Here is a 17,898-nt window from a genome sequence, read left to right on the forward strand (position 1 = left end):
GCCTGGTTGCGGGGTGACGAATGAAACTTACCAAGCTCAGGCTTCTCGGCTTCAAGTCGTTTGTCGAGCCGACGGATTTCCTGATCGAGCCCGGGCTGACGGGCGTGGTCGGGCCGAACGGCTGCGGCAAATCGAACCTGGTCGAGTCGCTGCGCTGGGTGATGGGCGAGAGCAGCCACAAGAACCTGCGCGCCGCCGAAATGGACGACGTCATTTTCGGCGGCTCCGGCAACCGGCCGGCGCGCAACATGGCCGAGGTGATCCTCACGGTCGAAAACAAGGACCGCACCGCACCCGCCGCCTTCAACGACGTCGACCTCCTCGAAATCTCGCGGCGCATCGAGCGTGACCGCGGCTCCAACTACCGCATCAACGGGCGCGAAGTGCGCGCCCGCGACGTTCAGCTCATCTTCGCCGATGCCTCCACCGGCGCCCGCTCGCCCGCCATGGTGCGCCAGGGCCAGATCGCCGAACTGATCGCAGCCAAGCCGCAGTCGCGGCGCCGCATCCTGGAAGAGGCGGCCGGCATTTCCGGCCTGCATTCGCGCCGGCACGAGGCGGAACTGCGCCTGAAGGCGGCCGAGAGCAATCTCGAGCGCCTCGAGGACGTGTTGACCCAGATCGAGTCGCAGCTCGACAGCCTCAAGCGCCAGTCGCGCCAGGCCTCCCGCTACCGCGGCCTCTCCAATGAGATCCGCCAGGCCGAGGCCCTGCTCTTCCATATCGCCTTCGAGGAGGCGGGCCGGCTGGTGATCGACGCCGAAAAGCGTCTCGATCTCGACATCCGCTCGGTGGCCGAGCGCACCCGCGCCCAGGCCGAGGCGGCGCGCCTCGCCGCCATCGCCGCCCATGAGATGCCGCCCCTGCGCGAGGCCGAATCAGTGGCAGCCGCCGAGCTGCATCGCCTGACGACGGCCCGCGACGCGCTGCAGCAGGAGGAGCGCCGGGCCGAACAACGCAAGATCGAGCTCGATCACCGCATCACCCAGGCCGGCGCCGACATCACCCGCGAAAAGGCGATGATCGCCGATGCCGGCACAATGCTGGAACGCCTCGCCGGCGAGGAAGCCGCCTTGAAAGAGGAGCAGGAAGCGTCGGGCGATCTTGCCGTGGAGGCCCAGGAAGTCCTGCGGTCCGCCGAAGGCGACCTTGCCGCCCAGGAAAAGGCGATGGGCGAGGCGCAGACCGAATTTGCCGAATTGCAGGCCGGCCGCAGCCAAGCCGAGCGCAGCGAACGCGAGGCGGGCGACCGCGTCATGCGGCTAGAGCGCCAGCTCGCCGAAGTGGGGCGTGAGAGCGACGCGCTGAAGGCCGGCTCCAACGCCGCCGCCCTGGCGCAAAGCCTTCAGGAGGAACTCGCCGCGCTCCAGCAGCGACTGGGCGAGGCCGAGCAGGCCGCCGTGGAGGCTGAAGCCCGGCATGTCGACGCCCGCGAGGCCGAGGCCGCCTCCCGCGGCCCGCTGCAGGAGGCCGAACGTATCGCCAGCCGTCTGGAGACCGAGGCGCGTACGCTTGCCAAGCTGGTGCTAACGCCGGCCGGGGCCAAATATCCGCCCATCGCCGACAAGCTCAAAGTCACCAAGGGCTATGAAGTGGCGCTCGGCGCGGCGCTCGGCGATGACATCGACGCGCCCACCGATCTCGCCGCCCCCGCCCATTGGTCGGGCGCCGAGCCGGGGGCCGGCGACGCCGCGCTGCCCGAGGGCGTCGAGCCGCTTGCCGCTTTCGTGCGCGCGCCCGACAGCCTCCAGCGCCGCCTTGCCCAGATCGGCATCGTCGAGAAAACCGAAGGCCCGCGCCTAAAGAGCCTGCTCGCTCCGGGCCAGCGTCTCGTTACACGTCAAGGCGATCTCTGGCGCTGGGATGGCTTCGTGGCCGCCGCCGAAGCGCCCTCCGCCGCGGCCCGGCGTCTGGCCGAGCGCAATCGCCTGGCCGAGCTGGAGCAGGAAGCCGAAGCCGCGCGCGAGGCCGTCACGCCCAGGCGCCAGGCGGCAGAGGCTGCGCAGGCGGCCCTGCGCGAGGCGGGCGAGCGCGAGCGCAGTGCCCGCGACGCCTGGCGCATGCTCAACCGCGAGGCCGAGCAGTTGCGCGAGCGCGCCGCCGCCGCCGAGCGCCAGGCCGCGCAGCTTGCGAGCCGCCTGTCCGCTCTTGCCGAGGCAGGCAACCGTCTCGGCGACGATCTCGCCGAGGCAAAGGAAGCCTGCGAGGCCGCCCGCGAGGCTCTCGTCTCCCTGCCCGATGGCATCGTCCTCAATGCCCGCCTGCAGGAGCTGCGCAATGCCGTCGCGCAAGGCCGCGCCGCCGTTGCGGAGGCGCGCGCTCATGCGCAGACCCTCGCGCGCGAGGGGGAGCTACGCCTCCGGCGCCTCGCCGCCATCGGCCAGGAAAGCAGATCATGGGCGGATCGACAGGAAGGAGGCGCAGCGCAGATCGAAACGCTGACCAGCCGCCTTACAGAACTGGAAGTCGAGCGTGCCGGCTTCGACGACGCACCCATGGTCTTCGCTGCCCGCCGCCGAGCCCTGATGAGCGAAACCGAAATCGCCGAGGCTGCGCGCAAGACAGCCGCGGACCGCCTCGCCGAAGCCGAGACCCGCCTTGCCCAGAGCGACCGCCAGGGCCGCGACGCCTTGGTGGCGCTAAGCCAGGCACGAGAGGAACAGGTCCGTTCGGAAGAAAAGCTCGACGCTTTGCGCACACGGCGCGCTCAGATCGTCTCCGAAATAGAGGAGGCGCTGAACGTTGCGCCTACCGGCCTCCTCAAGCTCGCAAATCTCGCGCCCAATGCGCCGATGCCCGATCGCAAGGACGTCGAACGGTCGCTGGAGGAAGCAAGGCGCGAGCGCGAGCGCCTCGGCGCCGTCAACCTGCGTGCCGAGGACGAGCAGCGGGACGTGCAGAGCCAGCTCGACGGCATGGTGGCGGAGCGAGACGACCTGATCGAGGCGATCAAGCGCCTGCGCCAGGCTATCACCGGCCTCAACAAGGAGGGCCGCGAGAGGCTGCTGGCCGCCTTCGACGTGGTCAACGGCCATTTCCAGCGCCTCTTCCAGACTTTGTTCGACGGCGGTACGGCGGAACTCCAGCTCACCGAATCGGACGATCCGCTCGAAGCCGGGCTCGAAATGCTGGCCCGGCCGCCCGGCAAGAAGCCGCAGACCCTGTCGCTGCTCTCGGGTGGCGAACAGGCGCTGACGGCGATGGCGCTGATCTTCGCGGTCTTTCTCACCAATCCCGCGCCGATCTGCGTCCTCGACGAAGTCGACGCGCCGCTGGACGACGCCAATGTCGAGCGCTTCTGCGACCTGCTCGACAGCATGATCCAGCAGACGGAGACGCGCTTCGTCACCATCACGCACAATCCCATCACCATGGCGCGCATGAACCGCCTCTTCGGCGTCACCATGGCCGAGCGTGGCGTGAGCCAACTCGTTTCGGTGAGCCTGAGCGAAGCCGAACAGTTCCTGGAAGCGGTGTAGCCTGGGAGCTTCCCGGGTGCGCGGGCATCCTGCCCGTCTCTTCCTTATTGACAAACATCACGGTTCAAGAACGGGCAAGATGCCCGTGCACCCGGAAAAAATCGCCTTGTCGAATCCATAAGTAAATGCTTATGTATCAGCCATGACCGATCCCGATCTCTTCCGCGCCCTCGCCGATCCCACCCGCCGCGCCGTATTCGAGAGGCTCGCAGGCCGGGAGATGAGTGTATCCGAGCTCAAGGCCGGCTTCGACGTCTCGCAGCCCGCCATCTCCCAGCACCTGGCCGTGCTCAGGCAGGCCGGTCTCGTGGCCGAGCGGCGCGAAGGACGCAACGCCCATTACCGCGCGGTGCCGCAGGCGCTAACGCCGCTGGCCGACTGGGTGGACCGATACCGCGCCTTCTGGCCGGAGCGGATCGAAAGGCTCAAAGCCGTGCTCAAGGATATGGACCAATGACGAAGGACGCGCCGATGACCATGCCCCAGGACCGAACGAGCGAAGAGCGGGCACCGGATCTCGTCTTCGAATGCGAGCTGGAAGCGCCGCCCGCCAAGGTCTGGCGCGCGCTCACCATCCCCGATTATGTCGCCGCCTGGCTGGCGCCGATGGAGCTCGAGCAGAAGAGCGAAGGCCTGCGCTTCGACGGCAAAGCGAGCGGTCTTGCCGGCCGCGTCGACTGTACGGTGCTGGCCGCCGAGCCCCCGCACCGCTTGTGCTATGCCTGGCGCGAGGAGGACGGCGAGAGCACGCTCGACAGCGTCGTCACCTTCGAGCTCGACCCCATCCGCGATGGCGGCACGCATCTGCGCATCACCCATGGCGACTTCGTGCTGAAGCCCGCCGCCGCCAATCTGAACGAATCCGTCATGATGCTGCGAGCGGCCTGAGAGGAGAACCAAGCCATGAACGCCCTCATCCCCATGGTCGTCGAGCAATCCCAGCGCGGCGAGCGCGCCTTCGACATCTTCTCCCGCCTGCTGCGCGAGCGCATCATCTTCATCAATGGCCCGGTCGACGACAACACCTCGGCGCTGGTCTGCGCCCAACTGCTCTTCCTGGAGGCCGAGAACCCAAGGAAGGAGATCTCCATCTATATCAACTCGCCCGGCGGGATGGTGACCAGCGGCTTCGCCATGTACGACACCATGCAATTCATCAAGAGCCCGGTCTCGACGCTGTGCATGGGATCTGCGTATTCGATCGCATCCTTCATCCTGATGGCCGGCGCGCCGGGCCGGCGTATCGCCCTGCCCAACACCTCGATCATGGTGCACCAGCCATCCGGCGGCTACCAAGGCCAGGCCACCGATATGCTCATCCACGCAGCCAACATCTCCAAGACCCGGGCGCGTCTCAACGCGCTTTATGCCCAACATTGCGGGCGCTCGCTGAAAGAGGTCGAAACCGCGCTGGAGCGGGACAATTTCATGAGCGCGGAGGAGGCGCAGGCCTGGGGCCTGGTGGATATCGTCTCGCCGGACCGCGTGGAAGCAGCCTGATTCTCGCGAAGAACCGGCCCCACGACGTGCAAACGGCCGCGTCCGAAAGCAGCAGATGACGCTCGGGAGGCCCATCCTTCTCGGATAATGCCGCCCCAACCACGGGCTGCCGCGTGCACAAAAGCCGCACGCTGCCCTCGCTTTCGCCCATTTTTTATTTGTTCTCAAAGGCTTGACTTAATTTCACCTCACCTTGACACTGCAAAAGTCGGTAGGTATGGTCCCGCCGTTTTCAAGGGGGGTGTCCGGCACCGTTTGCCGGCCAGGGAGCGTGTTGCCGCAATGGCGAGCGACGAAGCAAACCAGGCCGGAAATTCCGGCAAAGACAATCCCAGTGAAAAAGAGCTGTCCGAACGCCTGCGCCGCCTCGACGAGCGCCTCGGTTCCATCAAGGCCGGGGAACAAGCCGAAGCGGCGAAGTTGCGTAAGCAGGAGGGTGATCCCTCCGCGATCGGCAAGGCGATGCGTCTGTCGTCCGAGTTTGTTGCCGGCATCGTCGCCGGCGGCCTGGTCGGATGGGTAATCGACAAGTTCGCCGGCACCTCACCGTGGGGGCTCATCATTTTCTTGATGCTCGGCTTTGCGGCGGGTATCCGGAATTTGTTGCGCGCTTCGAATATGTTGGGCAAAACACCCGGCAAGCAGGAATGAACCGGCGCCTTGCGCCATAATAAAAGACGGGGCCTCGCTGGCGATGCATAGTCCGATTGCGCAATTCGAGATCAAGCCGATCTTCCATATCGGCAGCATCGCGTTCACGAACTCGGCTCTGTTCATGTTCATTGCGGTGATCCTCATTTCGCTGGTGATGATCGCGACCACCTCGGCCCGCGCCACCATTCCCGGCCGCTGGCAGTCCCTCGCCGAAACCTTCTACGAATTCGTGGCCGGCACCGTGCGCAGCTCCGCCGGAAACGAGGGCATGCGTTTCATGCCCTTCGTGTTCTCGCTCTTCATGTTCGTGCTGTTCTGCAATGTGCTGGGCCTGATCCCGGGCTTCTTCACGGTCACCAGCCACATCATCGTCACCTTCGCTCTTGCCGCACTGGTGATCACCACCGTCATCGCCTACGGCTTCTATAAGAATGGCGCCCACTTCCTGCACCTGTTCGTGCCGTCGGGCGTGCCAGGCTGGTTGCTGCCGCTTCTGGTGGTGATCGAGGTGATTTCCTTCGTCTCGCGCCCGATCAGCCTCTCTGTCCGTCTCTTCGCCAACATGCTGGCAGGCCATATCGCGCTCAAGATCTTCGCGGGCTTCATCGTCATGCTCGCAGGTGCCGGTATCTTCACGGCGATTCTTTCGCCCTTGCCTCTCCTTCTCGTCATCGCTCTGGTGGCGCTCGAAACGCTGGTGGCCGTGTTGCAGGCCTATGTCTTCGCAACGCTCACCTGCATCTACCTCAATGACGCCCTTCATCCCGGCCATTGATTTCCTTGTCCCCACAAACGCACATCCAACAGGAGTTCCATCATGGACGCCAACGCAGCTAAGTTGATCGGTGCTGGTATCGCTTGCATCGGCATGGCCGGCGCCGGCATCGGCCTCGGCAACCTCTTCGGCCAGTTCCTCTCGGGCGCCCTGCGCAACCCGTCGGCTGCCGATGGCCAGCGCGGCACCCTGCTCCTCGGCTTCGCGCTGACGGAAGCTCTCGGCATCTTCTCGCTGCTGGTCGCTCTGCTGCTGCTTTTCGCAGTCTGATCCACGCGGCCCGCGTTTCGAGGACGGCTTTCCGGCCTAGAGGCTGCGTGGCCGTCACTCGCTAGCGTGAGCTGGCAGCAATTCCATCTGATTGTGTCTGCGCCCCCGTGGGCGCAAGGCGCATTCGCTGAAGGTGTTTCATGGCTGAATCAACCGCAGGGACCGAGGTTCCGGCCGATGCCCATGGAGCCAAGGGCTCATTCCCGCCCTTCGACAGCTCGACCTTTGCTTCACAGATCCTGTGGCTGGTCATCGCTTTCGGGCTTCTCTACCTCCTGATGTCGAAGATTGCGCTTCCGCGCATCGCCGGCATCCTCGCAGACCGTTCGAGCAAGATCTCGTCGGACCTGGCTGCTGCGCAGAAGGCCAAGGCCGACAGCGACGAAGCCATTGCCGCCTATGAGACCTCGCTGATCAAGGCGCGCGCCAAGGCTCAGAACATCGCGTCCGAGACCCGCGCTGCCGTGACCGCCGAGACGGACGCCACCCGCAAGTCGCTCGAAGCCGATCTCTCGGCCAAGCTGGCGGCGGCGGAAGACCAGATCGCGGCCACCAAGCAGTCCGCCATGGGCAATGTGAGCGCTATCGCCATCGATGCCACCACGGCCATCGTCGAGCAGCTGCTCGGCAAGGCTCCCGAGCCTGACGCGGTACAGGCGGCCGTCGGCGCCGCCGTGGCGAACTGAGGAGGACACCATGGAATATTTCGCAGAAATGCTCCACGAGGTGTTCGATCCCACGGGTCCGGAATTCTACATCCTGATCGGCACCCTCATCTTCGTTGGCATTGCCTGGAAAATGGGTGCCTTCGGCCAGATCGGGAAGGGTCTGGATGCTCGCGCCAACGCAGTTCGCAGGGAACTCGACCAGGCCCGTTCGCTGCGCGAAGAGGCTCAGAAGCTCCTGGCCGACTATCAGCGCAAACAGAAGGAAGCCGAGGCGGAAGCATTGCAGATGATCGAGGCCGCCAAGGTCGAGGCCGAGCGCTACAAGGCCGAACAGATCGCCAAGATCGAGGACTTCGTCGCCCGTCGCACCAAGCTGGCCGACCAGAAGATCGCGCAGGCCGAGGCTTCCGCCGTGGCCGAGGTCAAGGCCGCCGCCGCGGATGCCGCCGTCAAGGCCGCGACTTCCATCCTGTCGAGCCAGCCCGCCGCCAGCGCAAGCAATTTGATGTCTGCCGCCCTCAACGAAGTGCGCGCCAAGCTCAACTGAGCCGGACGGGCTTAAGGCCTGAGATCGAAAGCCACCCTTCCGGGTGGCTTTTTCTTTGCCTGTCACGCTGAAATCCCAGCCCCGTGAAAGTCTGCGGCACTTGCAGCTCGCTGCGTCGCTTCCGTACGATGCCTGAGGGGATCACATGTCCAATTCGCTCGGACTTTCCATCGCGCCCGACAAGCTTTGGCAGGCGATCAATCCTTGGACCTTCTACCAGAACGGCGGCCAGTTCGGCCTGGTCAACATCGACCTCGGCCAGACGCCGCGGCCTGACATCGAGCAGTCCATTCTCGACGAGGTCGGCTCCTATGGCCGCCAGCTCGGCCGCATCGGCGACGCCCTGGAAGTGCTGATCCGCCACCTCAGGCCGGACGAGCTGACGGCAGAGGAAGCCGACACGCTGGCGATCCTGGAAGGGCAACTGGCGCAGATCCGCAAGGTGAAGAAGCGAGGCTATGCGGGGAAGTGAAACGCCGGAAGCGATGTGGCTGGGAGCGCGGACGTCCTCGGTCCCAGCCACAGGGCCTCTCCAGCGAACTGGAGAGGCCCTTGTCTTGCGTCACTGCCCGCTCGGCGGCAGCCCCTTCGCGGTCTTTGCTGCCCGCACCAGGTTGACGAATTCCGCCCGATAGCCGAACGGATCCTCGCCTTTCGCGCCGTTGGCGAGCGTGACGATGTCGTCAGGCGTCAGGCTGCCGCTGTACTTGCCCCCTCGCAGCCATTCGCCAAAGCTCGCCACCGCCACAGCGAAGCGGGCATCGAGAGGCGCTTGCGACATGGTTTCGGCCTCACCGCCACGGGTTACCGGCGTCGTCATCAGCTTGCTCTTTTCGGATTTCGGCAGCTTGTAGCGAATCTTCAAAAAGGCATATTCGTCCGCCTTGCCTGACGACGCCGCAGCCACCTGAGGTTGATAACGGCTGTCGTCCACAGGGCGCGGTCCGCCTGCCGGCACGAAATCGTAGATCGCCGTCACACTGGTCCCCGACCCGACCTCGCCGGCATCGACCTTGTCGTTGTTGAAATCCTCGGTCTTGAGCATGCGCGTCTCATAACCAACCAGGCGATAGTCGCTCACCGCTGCCGGATTGAACTCGACCTGGATCTTCACATCCTTGGCGATGGGGAAGAGCGTCGAGGTCGCCTGGTCCACCAGCACCTTGCGGGCCTCGCTGAGCGTGTCGATATAGGCGGCCTCTCCATTCCCGTTCTGGGCAAGCTCCTGCATCATGGCATCGTTGAGATTGCCCATGCCGAAGCCGAGCACCGAGAGGAAGATGCCTTTGTCGCGCTCGCGGGTGACGAAGCCTTTCAGTTCCTCCGGATTGGTGATGCCGACATTGAAGTCTCCATCGGTGGAGAGCATGACGCGATTGACCGCCCTCGCGTCGAAATTTGCCTCGGCGAGCTTATAGGCCAGCCTCAGTCCCTCCCCGCCCGCGGTGGAGCCGCCGGCATTGAGCCTGTCCAGCGCAGCCTCGATCATGGCCTTGTCGGATGCCTTGGTCGGCGGCAGCACGACACCGGCTGACCCGGCATAAGCGACGATGGCAACCTTGTCTTCGGGCCGCAGCGTGTCGACCAGCATGCCGAGCGATTTCAGCAGCAGCGGCAGCTTGTTCGGCTCGTCCATCGACCCCGAAGTATCGATCAGGAAGACAAGATTGGCAGGCGGCCGCTCCTCGGCCGGCAGGGCATAGCCCTTGATGCCGATCCGCATCAGCTTATGGCCGGACACCCAGGGATTGGGCATCACGGTCACCGCCGTGGAGAATGGCTCTGCGGCGCTCTTGGGAGCCGCATAGTCATAGGGGAAATAATTGATCATCTCTTCCGTGCGCACGGCGTTCGGCTGGGGCAGCACGTTCTGGTTCAGTGCCGCGCGGACATAGGAATAGGAGGCAGTGTCGACATCGATCGAGAAGGTCGAAACCGGCTCCTGCGCGACAGCCTTGAAGGTGTTTTCGGGAGCGTTAGCGAATTTGTCGCGCCCGATTTCGGAGGGTGTCGCCCGCTGCACAGGCTTTTCCGAGAGCAAGGTGACCGCGCCGACTGTATATCGGCTTTCATCGGGCGCCTGCGCAGTGTCAGTGTAGCTCTTTGCCGGCAGTGATGTTGTCGCCGCCGAGCCGGCCGGCGCCGGGATTGTGATGCTCGACACCGCTACGGGAGGGGGAGGCGCAGGTGCCGGTACGATCTCGGCCGCCTGCTGGACCGGATGGGGCGTGGGCGCTGCCGGAGCGTTTGCGGCTGACTGTTTCTGCTGTTCGCGATGTCCCGCGGGCTCCGGCAGCGGCTCGACGCGTGCCAATTGTTGACGAGCGGCCGGCAGCACCTTGGGCGTACCATTGTTGACGCTGATCTTCTGGTCGGTTTTCGGAGCCACCTCCTCCTGTACTGTCTGGGCCCGTCGCAAAGTCTTCATTGATTCCACGCCCATGGGCACGGCAATCAGCACCGCCGCGCCTGTCGCCAAGGCGAGTCGAAGGCTCGGGCGAGGTAGAAGCGAGCCGAAGCTGACCCTACGGGGCTGCAACAACTCCCCGCCCTGCCGATGCCGGCTTTCCTCGAACTGCGTCACCGCCCTAAAGATCGCCTGCTCACGCGCGGCCTCCGAGGGCGGGGCCTCGGGGAGTTCAACGGAATCGAAATCGTGATCAACGCTCATCGCGGATCTCCTTCCGGCGTGTTGCCGCGCCGTTCTTCGTCTCATCGCCGCTGAGTTGCTTGCGCACCTGATGCATGCGCCAGGAGACGGTCTTTTCGGATATGCCGAGTTCGGCCGCAGCCTCGCGGTGGCTGAGCCCTTCGCCCGCCACCAGCACCACGGTTGCCCGGAGTTCGGGCGAAAGGCCGGCGAGCATGCTTTTCAGCCAGCTCTGCCGCAGGAGGTCGCGGCCATCCAGCGCGCCGCTGCCCAGATTGACGAAGCTCGAAAAGGCCTGGCGCATGCGCCCGAAGCTCGATTTGCGCCGGCGATGGTCGTGGCAGGCATTGATGGTGATGCCGACCAGCCAGGTGGTGAAACGCGCCTCGCCGCGGTAGCTCGCCAGCTTCTCGACGAGTTGCAGCAACACGGTCTGTACGATGTCTTCGGCCTCCTGCATGAGGCCGGTCTGCCGCCAGGCGACGCGATGGATCATGTCGTGGTGCCGGCGGATCAGCTTCTCGAAGGCCCGGCTGTCGCCCCTGAGTGCCAGGGTGACCAGCACGGCATCGCTGTCGTCGAGCGCTGCGGTCTCACTTGCCGCCGCCAAGCCGTGGCGCAAGGGCGTGGGCTCGTCCATGACGGGCAGCACCGACAGCAGCCTGGTGATCAGGGGCCATGGCGAAGGCAGGCCGAAATCAACGCTTGCTGCGAAGGCCATGCCGGCTCTCCCCCTGCTCGCAGGCCGCATGGCCGCTTGTTCGATGATGACACAGATGCATCGATACCTCCCCGGCATGATTGCCGACTGTGCCATGAGACGCAGCGTGGTCGGATTTCCTTGGAGGCTTTTCATATCTTGCGCAGGAAGCGCTGTGGCTGGGACCGCAGCGCTCTACATATCTGCGAGCGTGTCCTTCAGTCTGTCCATGAACAGCGCTACGTTCTCCCGCGAGAACACCATGGGCGGCCTGATCTTCAGGCTGTGGCCGTGCAGCCCGGTGGCGCTGATCAGCACGCGGCGCTCGCGCAGGCCGTTGACGATCGCGGCCGCCCTCGCAGCATCGGGAGCGCCTTTGCCGTCCACGATGTCGACCCCAAGGAACAGCCCTGCCCCGCGCACGGGACCGACACGGCTATCGCTCGCAGCCAAGGCTTCGAGTTCGCGTTTGAGCGCCGCCCCCACCTCCGCGGAGTTGGCGATCAAACCCTCGGCCTCGATGACATCGAGCACGGCCATGCCGACGGCGCAGGAGACGGGATTGCCACCGAAAGTGTTGAAATAACGCACATTGCGGCCGAATGCTTCGAGGTGCTCGGGCCTGCCGGCCATGGCGGCCATCGGGTGGCCATCGCCCATCGGCTTGCCCATGGTCACGAGATCGGGCGTGAGGCCATGGCGGGCAAATCCCCACATCCCCGATCCTGTGCGCCCGAAGCCGGGCTGCACCTCATCGGCAATGAACAGGCCGCCGGCCTCGCGGACCAACTCGACTGCCGGGGCAAGAAAGCCTGCGGGATCGGCAAAGACGCCGTCGCTGGAGAAGATCGTATCCACTAGCAGCGCCGCCGGCTTGATGCCATGAACAGCCATGTCGGCGATCGCCTCGCTCACGCCGCGGGCGAAGACAGCGCCGGTATCCGCCTGCCCGCTCGGCGCTGCCACCACGCGCACCATGGGTCCGACAGGCGCGCTGGGGCCCAGCGAGGGTGACACCCCGGCGAGAAGATCCGTCACGCCATGATAGGCATTCTGGGTGACGATGACGCCCGTGCCGCCCGTGGCCGCTTTCGCCACGCGCAGCGCCAGGTCGTTCGCCTCGCTTCCAGTGCAGGTGAACATGATGTTGGAGATGGCAGCAGGAATGGTCGCCAGCAGGCGTTCGGCATAATCGAGGATGCCGTCGGTGATGTAGCGCGTATGAGTATTCAGCGTCGCGGCCTGCCGGGCGAGCGCCGCGACCACATGCGGATGACTGTGGCCGACGCTGGCGACATTGTTGTAGGCGTCGAGATAGGCTTCGCCATCCCGGCCATAGAGCCACACGCCCTCGCCCCGCACCACATGCACGGGATGGGCATAGAACAGCCGGTAGGCCGGCCCAAGCAAGCGCTGGCGTCGAGCAATCAGCGCCGCTTCGTCGTCGGCGACATCAGTTGCTTTGGCGGGATCGAAGGCGTTGACCATGGTCACGGAGCGCGCTCCCTCGAGAGATAGAGATGGATTTCCTCGGCCGCCTGGGCCGGCGACACCGCCTGCGCCCGCGAAAGGCCCATCCAGGCCCGGCCGGCATTGCGCAGGATGTAGTCGCGATTGCCGGGCTGGAGCGTCGAGCGCCAGGCCGGTATGACCACACTCTGCACCATGCGGGCGAGGACAAGGTCGAACAGGCAGGCGATCTCACCCTCCTGCAGCGGCAGCACAGCATGATAGCCGGCCGCGAAAAGCTTAATCGGCGACAGGAAATCGCCTTCCTCGGCCACATGATAGGAAGCCGCCACACCCACTTCCTGGATGAGCGGGGCCTCGACCATGTCGCCGAAATCGATGATGCCAGCGAGCCGATCCTGCGGCCCCTCCGCGCTGCCTGTCACCAGGATGTTGGAGGGGTTGAAGTCATTATGAATTACCTGCCGGCGCAGCGTGGCAAGGCGGGGCAAGACGGTGATCTCGAGACGGTCGAGCACCAGGCCGACTAGCCCCTGCCGTTCGCGGTCCTCGACATGGCGGATCAGCGGCCTGAGCCTCGTCGCATGGCTGATGTCCCATAACAGCTCATGAGCGCTGGCGGCATGGGAAAAGTCCGACAGAGCAAGGTCGAGCCGGGCAAGGCCGAGGCCGAGATTGCGAGGGAGGGTCGGGCTCCGCTCGACATTCGCCAGCGGGGTGCCGGGGAGATAGGTCAGGAGGCGCACGATACGCGTCGTCCCTCCCCGTTGCGCAAGCTTGAAATAGGGCTCGCCCCGCGCGGTCTCGACTACACGCGGCACCGGCAAGGAGGGATCGCGCGCCGCCATATGCAGCAAGGCGCTGGTCTGGAAATCCGTGACTGCCTCATCTTCGGCAGGATTGACCAGTTTGAGAAGGTAATCCCCGCCGTCGGCTGCCCTGAGATGGAAATTGCTGTCGCGCTCGCCGATCAAGGGCTTGGCAATTACCGTGAGGCCATAATGCTGCTGTGCGATGGCCTGCGCCTGCTTCTCTGAGACGCGCGGCGCCTTGGTGTCGAGAACGGAGGCAACGGGCGTGCCTGACATGGGTGGATTCTCCCGCGAGCCGCCCCGTTTCCCACCTAGCCGGCAGTGGCGCAACCCCTGTCGCGCTCGGCACAGCGAAACGGTTTGCCGATCGGTCGAATGCAGACATCAACAAAGGGGCGGGCTGATGGCACGGCATGTAGCGGAGCATGTACCGTCGTCCGCTGCCGGGTTATGTCAACCTGTGACCAGCGAACCAGGCCCGCCCTCAGTGCGCGCGGCTGATGCAGAATTCCACGACGTCTGCCAGTGCCGACTTCATCGGGCTGTCGGCGAACAGGGCCAGCGCATCCTTGGCCATTGCGCCATAGTGGCGGGCGCGTTCGATGGTATCTTCCAGCGCCGTGTGGCGGCGCATCAGGCCGAGGGCGTGCTCGAGATCGCCGCCCTCGATCTCGCCGCGCTCGAGCGTACGGCGCCAGAAATCGCGCTCGCCCTCATTGCCGCGCCGGAAGGCCAGCACCACGGGCAGGGTGATCTTGCCCTCACGGAAATCATCGCCGATATTCTTGCCGAGCTTGGCGTCCGAGCCGCCATAGTCGAGCGCATCGTCGACGAGCTGGAAGGCGATGCCGAGATTCATGCCGAAGGAGCGGCAGGCCGCCTGCTCGTCCTTCGGACGCTCAGCCAGCACCGGGCCGACCTCGCAGGCCGCTGCGAAGAGTTCGGCCGTCTTGCCGCGAATCACGGCCAGGTATTCGTCTTCGGTGGTTGCCGTGTTCTTGGCAGCGGCCAGTTGCGCCACTTCGCCCTCGGCGATCACGGTAGCGGCGGTGGAGAGGATGTCGAGCGCCTTGATGGAGCCGACCTCGACCATCATCTTGAAGGCCTGGCCGAGCAGGAAATCCCCCACCAGCACGCTCGCCTCGTTGCCCCAGAGCATGCGGGCCGCCGGCTTGCCGCGGCGCATGTCGCTCTCGTCGACAACGTCGTCATGCAGGAGCGTCGCGGTATGCATGAACTCCACGGAGGCGGCGAGCTTGACATGGCCATCGCCGCGATAATTGGAAAGCTGCGCCGTGGCGAGAGTGAGAATCGGGCGCAGGCGCTTTCCGCCGGATGAGATCAGATGGTTGGCGACTTCGGGGATCATCGTCACCTCCGACCCGGTGCGCGACAGGATCGTGGTGTTGACCCGCGCCATATCCGCCTTGGTCAGGCCGACGATTGGCTCGATCGAGCCTTGCGGCCCCGATTTGTCCTCGAATGCGACAACGACACCCAAAATTCCTACTCCGTTAACGCGCGCACCATAGAAATGCACGGCCCTGCGCACAAGCACGCAGTTGTCGCGCGTCGCCTGCCGTTGAACATAATGGCCGGCGTGTAGGCCCGAAGCGAGCGAGCCCGTTGCAACTTGCTGTAAATGCCGCAACAATCGCGCATGGAAGAAATCGTCCGTACCAATGATCCCGTCCTGATCTCCTACATCGAGGCTTTGTTGAAGGAAGCGGGGGTCGTGCATTTCGTGCTCGATACGCATATGAGCGTGCTGGAAGGCTCGCTCGGCATGATCCAGCGCCGCATCCTCGTCGATTCCGATCAGAGCGGCCTGGCGCGCATGCGCCTGCGGGAGGCGGGTCTCGGGAAGGAGTTGCGCGAGCAGTGAACCCGGCCACCATTTCCGCCTTCCTGGGCGGACGGCTGCAGCTTGCACAACCAGCCAAGGGCCACCGCGCCGGTACGGATGCCGTTCTGCTCGGCGCCTGCCCTTCACCGGTGGCTGGCGAGACCGTCTATGATCTCGGCGCCGGCGTAGGGTCGGCCGGGCTCGCCGTGGCGTTGCGCTTTCCGGGCTGCCGCGTGCGCCTGGTCGAGATCGATCCAGCCATCGCCGCGCTCGCCAGGGCAAATGTCGAGGCCAACGGCCTTGCCGCACGCGTGGATGTGCTGGAGACCGACGTCACCGCCCGCCTTGCAAAGGGCGGCCCGCTCGAACCGGCCAGCGCTGGCCACGTCATCATGAACCCGCCCTTCCATCTCTCCGGCACGGTACGCCCGCCGCCCGATGCCTACCGATCCGGCGCGCATATCCATGGGGAGGAAGGCGACGAGGCCTGGATCCGCTGCGCCCATGGCCTGCTGGAGCCGAAGGGTATGCTCTCCATGATCCACCGTGCTGATGCGCTGCCCCGGCTGCTGGCGGCGCTCGGCCGGCGCTTCGGCGACATCAGGGTGAAGCCTGTGCAGCCACACGCGAATGAGACGGCAATGCGCATCCTGATCCGGGCGCAGCGCGATTCGCGCGCGCCGTTCGTCCTGCTGCCACCGCTGGTCATGCATCAAATCGACGGCTCCTTCACGCCCGAGGCAGAGGCCCTGCATCACGGCGAAGGCGGCGTCGACTGGCAGGCCCGAGCGGCCTCTTCCACTAAAAAGCCCTCCGGAAGCAACGCTTCAGGAGAGCTCCAAGAAAAGACTGAGACCTAGGGTCAGGCCCTTGCCTCAGCGCCACCAGCAGGTGCGGCGGGAGACCCAGCGCCAGCCATAGGCGGTGTGCACGCGTACGCGGCGGACGGCGCAAACGCGACGGCGATGGTAATATGGGGGATGGTAATACGGGCGATGGTAATAGCCGTGGTAATATGCCTGCTGGACACCCGAGGCGGCCGGAGCGCCCTGCTCGATGGCCTGGATTAGGGTTGCGGGTGCGGCAGGATGCACAACGGCAGCCTCGGCGCCCTGCGTGGCAAGGACGCCACCGCCCATGCCGAAAGCCAAAACGGCCGCTAGAACCAGTTTCCGAAACATGTTTCCCTCCTGGGATCGATCATGATTGACGTCATTGAAAGGTAGACCGCACCCGACCGCGGCCCGCAGACTATGATACCAACCGCCGCCTCTACGAAAAGCGCCGGTCAATAAATTGCGCCACAATACTTTCCGCTACGATATGACAAGATCGGCCAAGTGCTGCGACGCATCAACATTGCAACTATTCACAGGCGCCATGAACCAGCCTTGATCGGGCCGTTCATCCGCCATTCATCCAGCGCGGCCAACCATCCGGCACGCGGTCTGTTTATCGCAACGGCTTCTGCTGCAAATGGGATTTGATGCCTATATGAAGTCCGTTCGCGGGGCATGCCTGGAGACCTCACGGACATTTGGAATTGCCCGCCTTGAGAGGACGATGCTGCCTTGACCATCACTGATACCACGCCCCCACAGGCCGGCTCGGCGCAGCCCAAGGCCGCCGTGGAGCAAAACGCGCTGAAGCGCAATCTCGCCCGCGCCTATGCGCTCCTGCCCGAGAAATGGCGCCGCCGCGCGCCGGTCGTCGCGGTGCTCCCGCTTTCCGGCGCCATCATCGCAGCCTCCCGCTTCGGCGGCGGGTTGAGCATGTCGCGGCTGGAGAAGGTGATCGACAATGCCTTCACGGTGAAAGGCGCCAAGGCCGTGGCCCTGGTGATCAATTCGCCGGGCGGTTCGCCCGCACAGTCCCATTTGATCATGCGACGTATCCGGGCGCTTGCCGAAGAGAAGAAGCTCCCCGTCTACGCCTTCGTGGAAGATGTCGCGGCCTCCGGCGGCTACATGATCGCCTGCGCGGCCGATGAGATCCTTGCCGATCCTGCCTCGATCCTTGGGTCCATCGGCGTCGTCTCGGCCTCCTTCGGCTTCGACAAGCTGATCGACAAGATCGGCGTGGAGCGCCGTGTCCATACGGCAGGTCGCTCAAAGACGCTGCTCGATCCCTTCCGCCCGGAGAAACCGGAGGATATCGAGCGCCTCTCCGCCCTGCAGCGCGACATCCACGACATGTTCATCGCCCTGGTGAAGGAGCGCCGCGCCGGCAAGCTCAAGGGCGACGACGACACGCTGTTTACCGGCGAATTCTGGCTGGCGCCGCGGGCGATCGAGCTCGGCCTGGCCGACGGCATCGGCGATATCAGGAGCGCGATGCGCCAGCGCTTCGGCGAAAAAGTGCGCTTCAAGACCATCACGGAACCGCGCGGTTTTCTCAGCCGGCGCCTGGGTTTTGGTACCCGTTTTTCGGCCGCCGAAAGCGAGCAATTAACCGAAGGCGTTCTTGCCGCACTAGAAGGGCGTGCAATTCGTGCGCGTTTCGGTCTATAGTTACCGAAATGTGAATG

19 protein-coding genes are annotated in these 17,898 nt (G+C 64.9%); 13 read left to right on the top strand and 6 right to left on the bottom strand.

The window, feature by feature from the left end; all coding sequences use genetic code 11:
• The first annotated feature begins 20 nt into the window (after positions 1-20).
• The 10 genes from ACMDCR_RS22905 (at position 21) to ACMDCR_RS22950 (ending at position 8,365) form a co-directional block, all read left to right on the top strand.
• On the top strand, positions 21-3,479 hold the full coding sequence (locus tag ACMDCR_RS22905) for a chromosome segregation SMC family protein (RefSeq protein ID WP_413988838.1): 3,459 nt from the start codon (positions 21-23) through the stop codon (positions 3,477-3,479).
• A 142-nt stretch (positions 3,480-3,621) separates the two neighbouring features.
• The gene (locus ACMDCR_RS22910) at positions 3,622-3,936 is read left to right on the top strand and encodes an ArsR/SmtB family transcription factor (RefSeq protein WP_413988839.1); all 315 of its coding nucleotides are present in this window, start codon (positions 3,622-3,624) and stop codon (positions 3,934-3,936) included.
• A complete protein-coding gene (locus tag ACMDCR_RS22915; RefSeq protein WP_413988840.1) occupies positions 3,933-4,367 on the top strand; it encodes an SRPBCC family protein in 435 nt (144 codons plus the stop codon). The genes ACMDCR_RS22910 and ACMDCR_RS22915 overlap by 4 nt, the downstream gene beginning before the upstream one ends.
• Before the next feature lie 15 nt (positions 4,368-4,382).
• Positions 4,383-4,979 (top strand): ATP-dependent Clp protease proteolytic subunit, encoded by a 597-nt coding sequence (locus ACMDCR_RS22920; RefSeq protein ID WP_413988841.1) that lies wholly within the window; start codon positions 4,383-4,385, stop codon positions 4,977-4,979.
• A 282-nt stretch (positions 4,980-5,261) separates the two neighbouring features.
• Positions 5,262-5,630: an AtpZ/AtpI family protein gene (locus tag ACMDCR_RS22925; protein WP_413988842.1), complete on the top strand. Its 369-nt coding sequence runs from the start codon at positions 5,262-5,264 to the stop codon at positions 5,628-5,630.
• Positions 5,631-5,673: 43 nt separating this feature from the next.
• Positions 5,674-6,408 carry a F0F1 ATP synthase subunit A gene (locus ACMDCR_RS22930; RefSeq protein ID WP_413988843.1) on the top strand — a complete coding sequence of 245 codons (735 nt, stop codon included), beginning with the start codon at positions 5,674-5,676 and terminating at the stop codon, positions 6,406-6,408.
• A gap of 42 nt (positions 6,409-6,450) precedes the next feature.
• Positions 6,451-6,678: a F0F1 ATP synthase subunit C gene (locus ACMDCR_RS22935; protein WP_284315540.1), complete on the top strand. Its 228-nt coding sequence runs from the start codon at positions 6,451-6,453 to the stop codon at positions 6,676-6,678.
• Positions 6,679-6,818: 140 nt separating this feature from the next.
• The gene (locus ACMDCR_RS22940; RefSeq protein WP_413988844.1) at positions 6,819-7,364 is read left to right on the top strand and encodes a F0F1 ATP synthase subunit B; all 546 of its coding nucleotides are present in this window, start codon (positions 6,819-6,821) and stop codon (positions 7,362-7,364) included.
• 10 nt (positions 7,365-7,374) lie between these two features.
• A complete protein-coding gene (locus tag ACMDCR_RS22945) occupies positions 7,375-7,893 on the top strand; it encodes a F0F1 ATP synthase subunit B (protein ID WP_413988845.1) in 519 nt (172 codons plus the stop codon).
• A gap of 145 nt (positions 7,894-8,038) precedes the next feature.
• The gene (locus ACMDCR_RS22950; protein WP_413988846.1) at positions 8,039-8,365 is read left to right on the top strand and encodes a hypothetical protein; all 327 of its coding nucleotides are present in this window, start codon (positions 8,039-8,041) and stop codon (positions 8,363-8,365) included.
• A gap of 90 nt (positions 8,366-8,455) precedes the next feature.
• On the opposite strand, the gene ACMDCR_RS22955 is transcribed toward ACMDCR_RS22950, so the two are convergent.
• The 5 genes from ACMDCR_RS22955 to ACMDCR_RS22975 all read right to left on the bottom strand — a co-directional run bounded on the left by ACMDCR_RS22955 (position 8,456) and on the right by ACMDCR_RS22975 (position 15,026).
• Positions 8,456-10,564, bottom strand: a complete 2,109-nt coding sequence (locus ACMDCR_RS22955) for a vWA domain-containing protein (protein WP_413988847.1) — start codon at positions 10,562-10,564, stop codon at positions 8,456-8,458.
• The gene (locus ACMDCR_RS22960; RefSeq protein WP_413988848.1) at positions 10,554-11,264 is read right to left on the bottom strand and encodes an RNA polymerase sigma factor; all 711 of its coding nucleotides are present in this window, start codon (positions 11,262-11,264) and stop codon (positions 10,554-10,556) included. Before ACMDCR_RS22960 ends, ACMDCR_RS22955 begins: the two co-directional genes overlap by 11 nt.
• A 174-nt stretch (positions 11,265-11,438) precedes the next feature.
• Positions 11,439-12,737 (bottom strand): aspartate aminotransferase family protein, encoded by a 1,299-nt coding sequence (locus ACMDCR_RS22965; RefSeq protein ID WP_413988849.1) that lies wholly within the window; start codon positions 12,735-12,737, stop codon positions 11,439-11,441.
• Positions 12,734-13,801: a phosphotransferase gene (locus tag ACMDCR_RS22970; protein ID WP_413988850.1), complete on the bottom strand. Its 1,068-nt coding sequence runs from the start codon at positions 13,799-13,801 to the stop codon at positions 12,734-12,736. Before ACMDCR_RS22970 ends, ACMDCR_RS22965 begins: the two co-directional genes overlap by 4 nt.
• Positions 13,802-14,009: 208 nt before the next feature.
• Positions 14,010-15,026, bottom strand: coding sequence for a polyprenyl synthetase family protein (locus ACMDCR_RS22975; RefSeq protein ID WP_413988851.1), 1,017 nt, complete (start codon positions 15,024-15,026; stop codon positions 14,010-14,012).
• Positions 15,027-15,185: 159 nt separating this feature from the next.
• On the opposite strand from ACMDCR_RS22975, the gene ACMDCR_RS22980 reads away from it, so the two are divergent.
• Together ACMDCR_RS22980 and ACMDCR_RS22985 are read left to right on the top strand one after the other, a co-directional pair.
• A complete protein-coding gene (locus ACMDCR_RS22980) occupies positions 15,186-15,410 on the top strand; it encodes a DUF2007 domain-containing protein (RefSeq protein ID WP_284315530.1) in 225 nt (74 codons plus the stop codon).
• Positions 15,407-16,231 carry a tRNA1(Val) (adenine(37)-N6)-methyltransferase gene (locus ACMDCR_RS22985; protein WP_413988852.1) on the top strand — a complete coding sequence of 275 codons (825 nt, stop codon included), beginning with the start codon at positions 15,407-15,409 and terminating at the stop codon, positions 16,229-16,231. The genes ACMDCR_RS22980 and ACMDCR_RS22985 overlap by 4 nt, the downstream gene beginning before the upstream one ends.
• Before the next feature lie 15 nt (positions 16,232-16,246).
• On the opposite strand, the gene ACMDCR_RS22990 is transcribed toward ACMDCR_RS22985, so the two are convergent.
• A complete protein-coding gene (locus tag ACMDCR_RS22990) occupies positions 16,247-16,552 on the bottom strand; it encodes a hypothetical protein (protein ID WP_413988853.1) in 306 nt (101 codons plus the stop codon).
• Between the two features lie 390 nt (positions 16,553-16,942).
• On the opposite strand from ACMDCR_RS22990, the gene ACMDCR_RS22995 reads away from it, so the two are divergent.
• On the top strand, positions 16,943-17,881 hold the full coding sequence (locus ACMDCR_RS22995; RefSeq protein WP_413988854.1) for a S49 family peptidase: 939 nt from the start codon (positions 16,943-16,945) through the stop codon (positions 17,879-17,881).
• Positions 17,882-17,898 lie beyond the last annotated feature (17 nt).

The organism is Labrys okinawensis, assembly GCF_047345005.1.
Taxonomy (GTDB): domain Bacteria; phylum Pseudomonadota; class Alphaproteobacteria; order Rhizobiales; family Labraceae; genus Labrys; species Labrys okinawensis.

Bases quoted from the DNA above. Each gene is read 5' to 3' on its own strand.
- ACMDCR_RS22935 (WP_284315540.1), top strand. From the start codon at position 6,451: ATGGACGCCAACGCAGCTAAGTTGATCGGTGCTGGTATCGCTTGCATC.
- ACMDCR_RS22970 (WP_413988850.1), bottom strand. From the start codon at position 13,801: ATGTCAGGCACGCCCGTTGCCTCCGTTCTCGACACCAAGGCGCCGCGC.
- ACMDCR_RS22960 (WP_413988848.1), bottom strand. From the start codon at position 11,264: ATGGCCTTCGCAGCAAGCGTTGATTTCGGCCTGCCTTCGCCATGGCCC.
- ACMDCR_RS22920 (WP_413988841.1), top strand. From the start codon at position 4,383: ATGAACGCCCTCATCCCCATGGTCGTCGAGCAATCCCAGCGCGGCGAG.
- ACMDCR_RS22980 (WP_284315530.1), top strand. From the start codon at position 15,186: ATGGAAGAAATCGTCCGTACCAATGATCCCGTCCTGATCTCCTACATC.
- ACMDCR_RS22930 (WP_413988843.1), top strand. From the start codon at position 5,674: ATGCATAGTCCGATTGCGCAATTCGAGATCAAGCCGATCTTCCATATC.
- ACMDCR_RS22940 (WP_413988844.1), top strand. From the start codon at position 6,819: ATGGCTGAATCAACCGCAGGGACCGAGGTTCCGGCCGATGCCCATGGA.
- ACMDCR_RS22925 (WP_413988842.1), top strand. From the start codon at position 5,262: ATGGCGAGCGACGAAGCAAACCAGGCCGGAAATTCCGGCAAAGACAAT.
- ACMDCR_RS22905 (WP_413988838.1), top strand. From the start codon at position 21: ATGAAACTTACCAAGCTCAGGCTTCTCGGCTTCAAGTCGTTTGTCGAG.
- ACMDCR_RS22915 (WP_413988840.1), top strand. From the start codon at position 3,933: ATGACGAAGGACGCGCCGATGACCATGCCCCAGGACCGAACGAGCGAA.
- ACMDCR_RS22955 (WP_413988847.1), bottom strand. From the start codon at position 10,564: ATGAGCGTTGATCACGATTTCGATTCCGTTGAACTCCCCGAGGCCCCG.
- ACMDCR_RS22910 (WP_413988839.1), top strand. From the start codon at position 3,622: ATGACCGATCCCGATCTCTTCCGCGCCCTCGCCGATCCCACCCGCCGC.
- ACMDCR_RS22990 (WP_413988853.1), bottom strand. From the start codon at position 16,552: ATGTTTCGGAAACTGGTTCTAGCGGCCGTTTTGGCTTTCGGCATGGGC.
- ACMDCR_RS22945 (WP_413988845.1), top strand. From the start codon at position 7,375: ATGGAATATTTCGCAGAAATGCTCCACGAGGTGTTCGATCCCACGGGT.
- ACMDCR_RS22950 (WP_413988846.1), top strand. From the start codon at position 8,039: ATGTCCAATTCGCTCGGACTTTCCATCGCGCCCGACAAGCTTTGGCAG.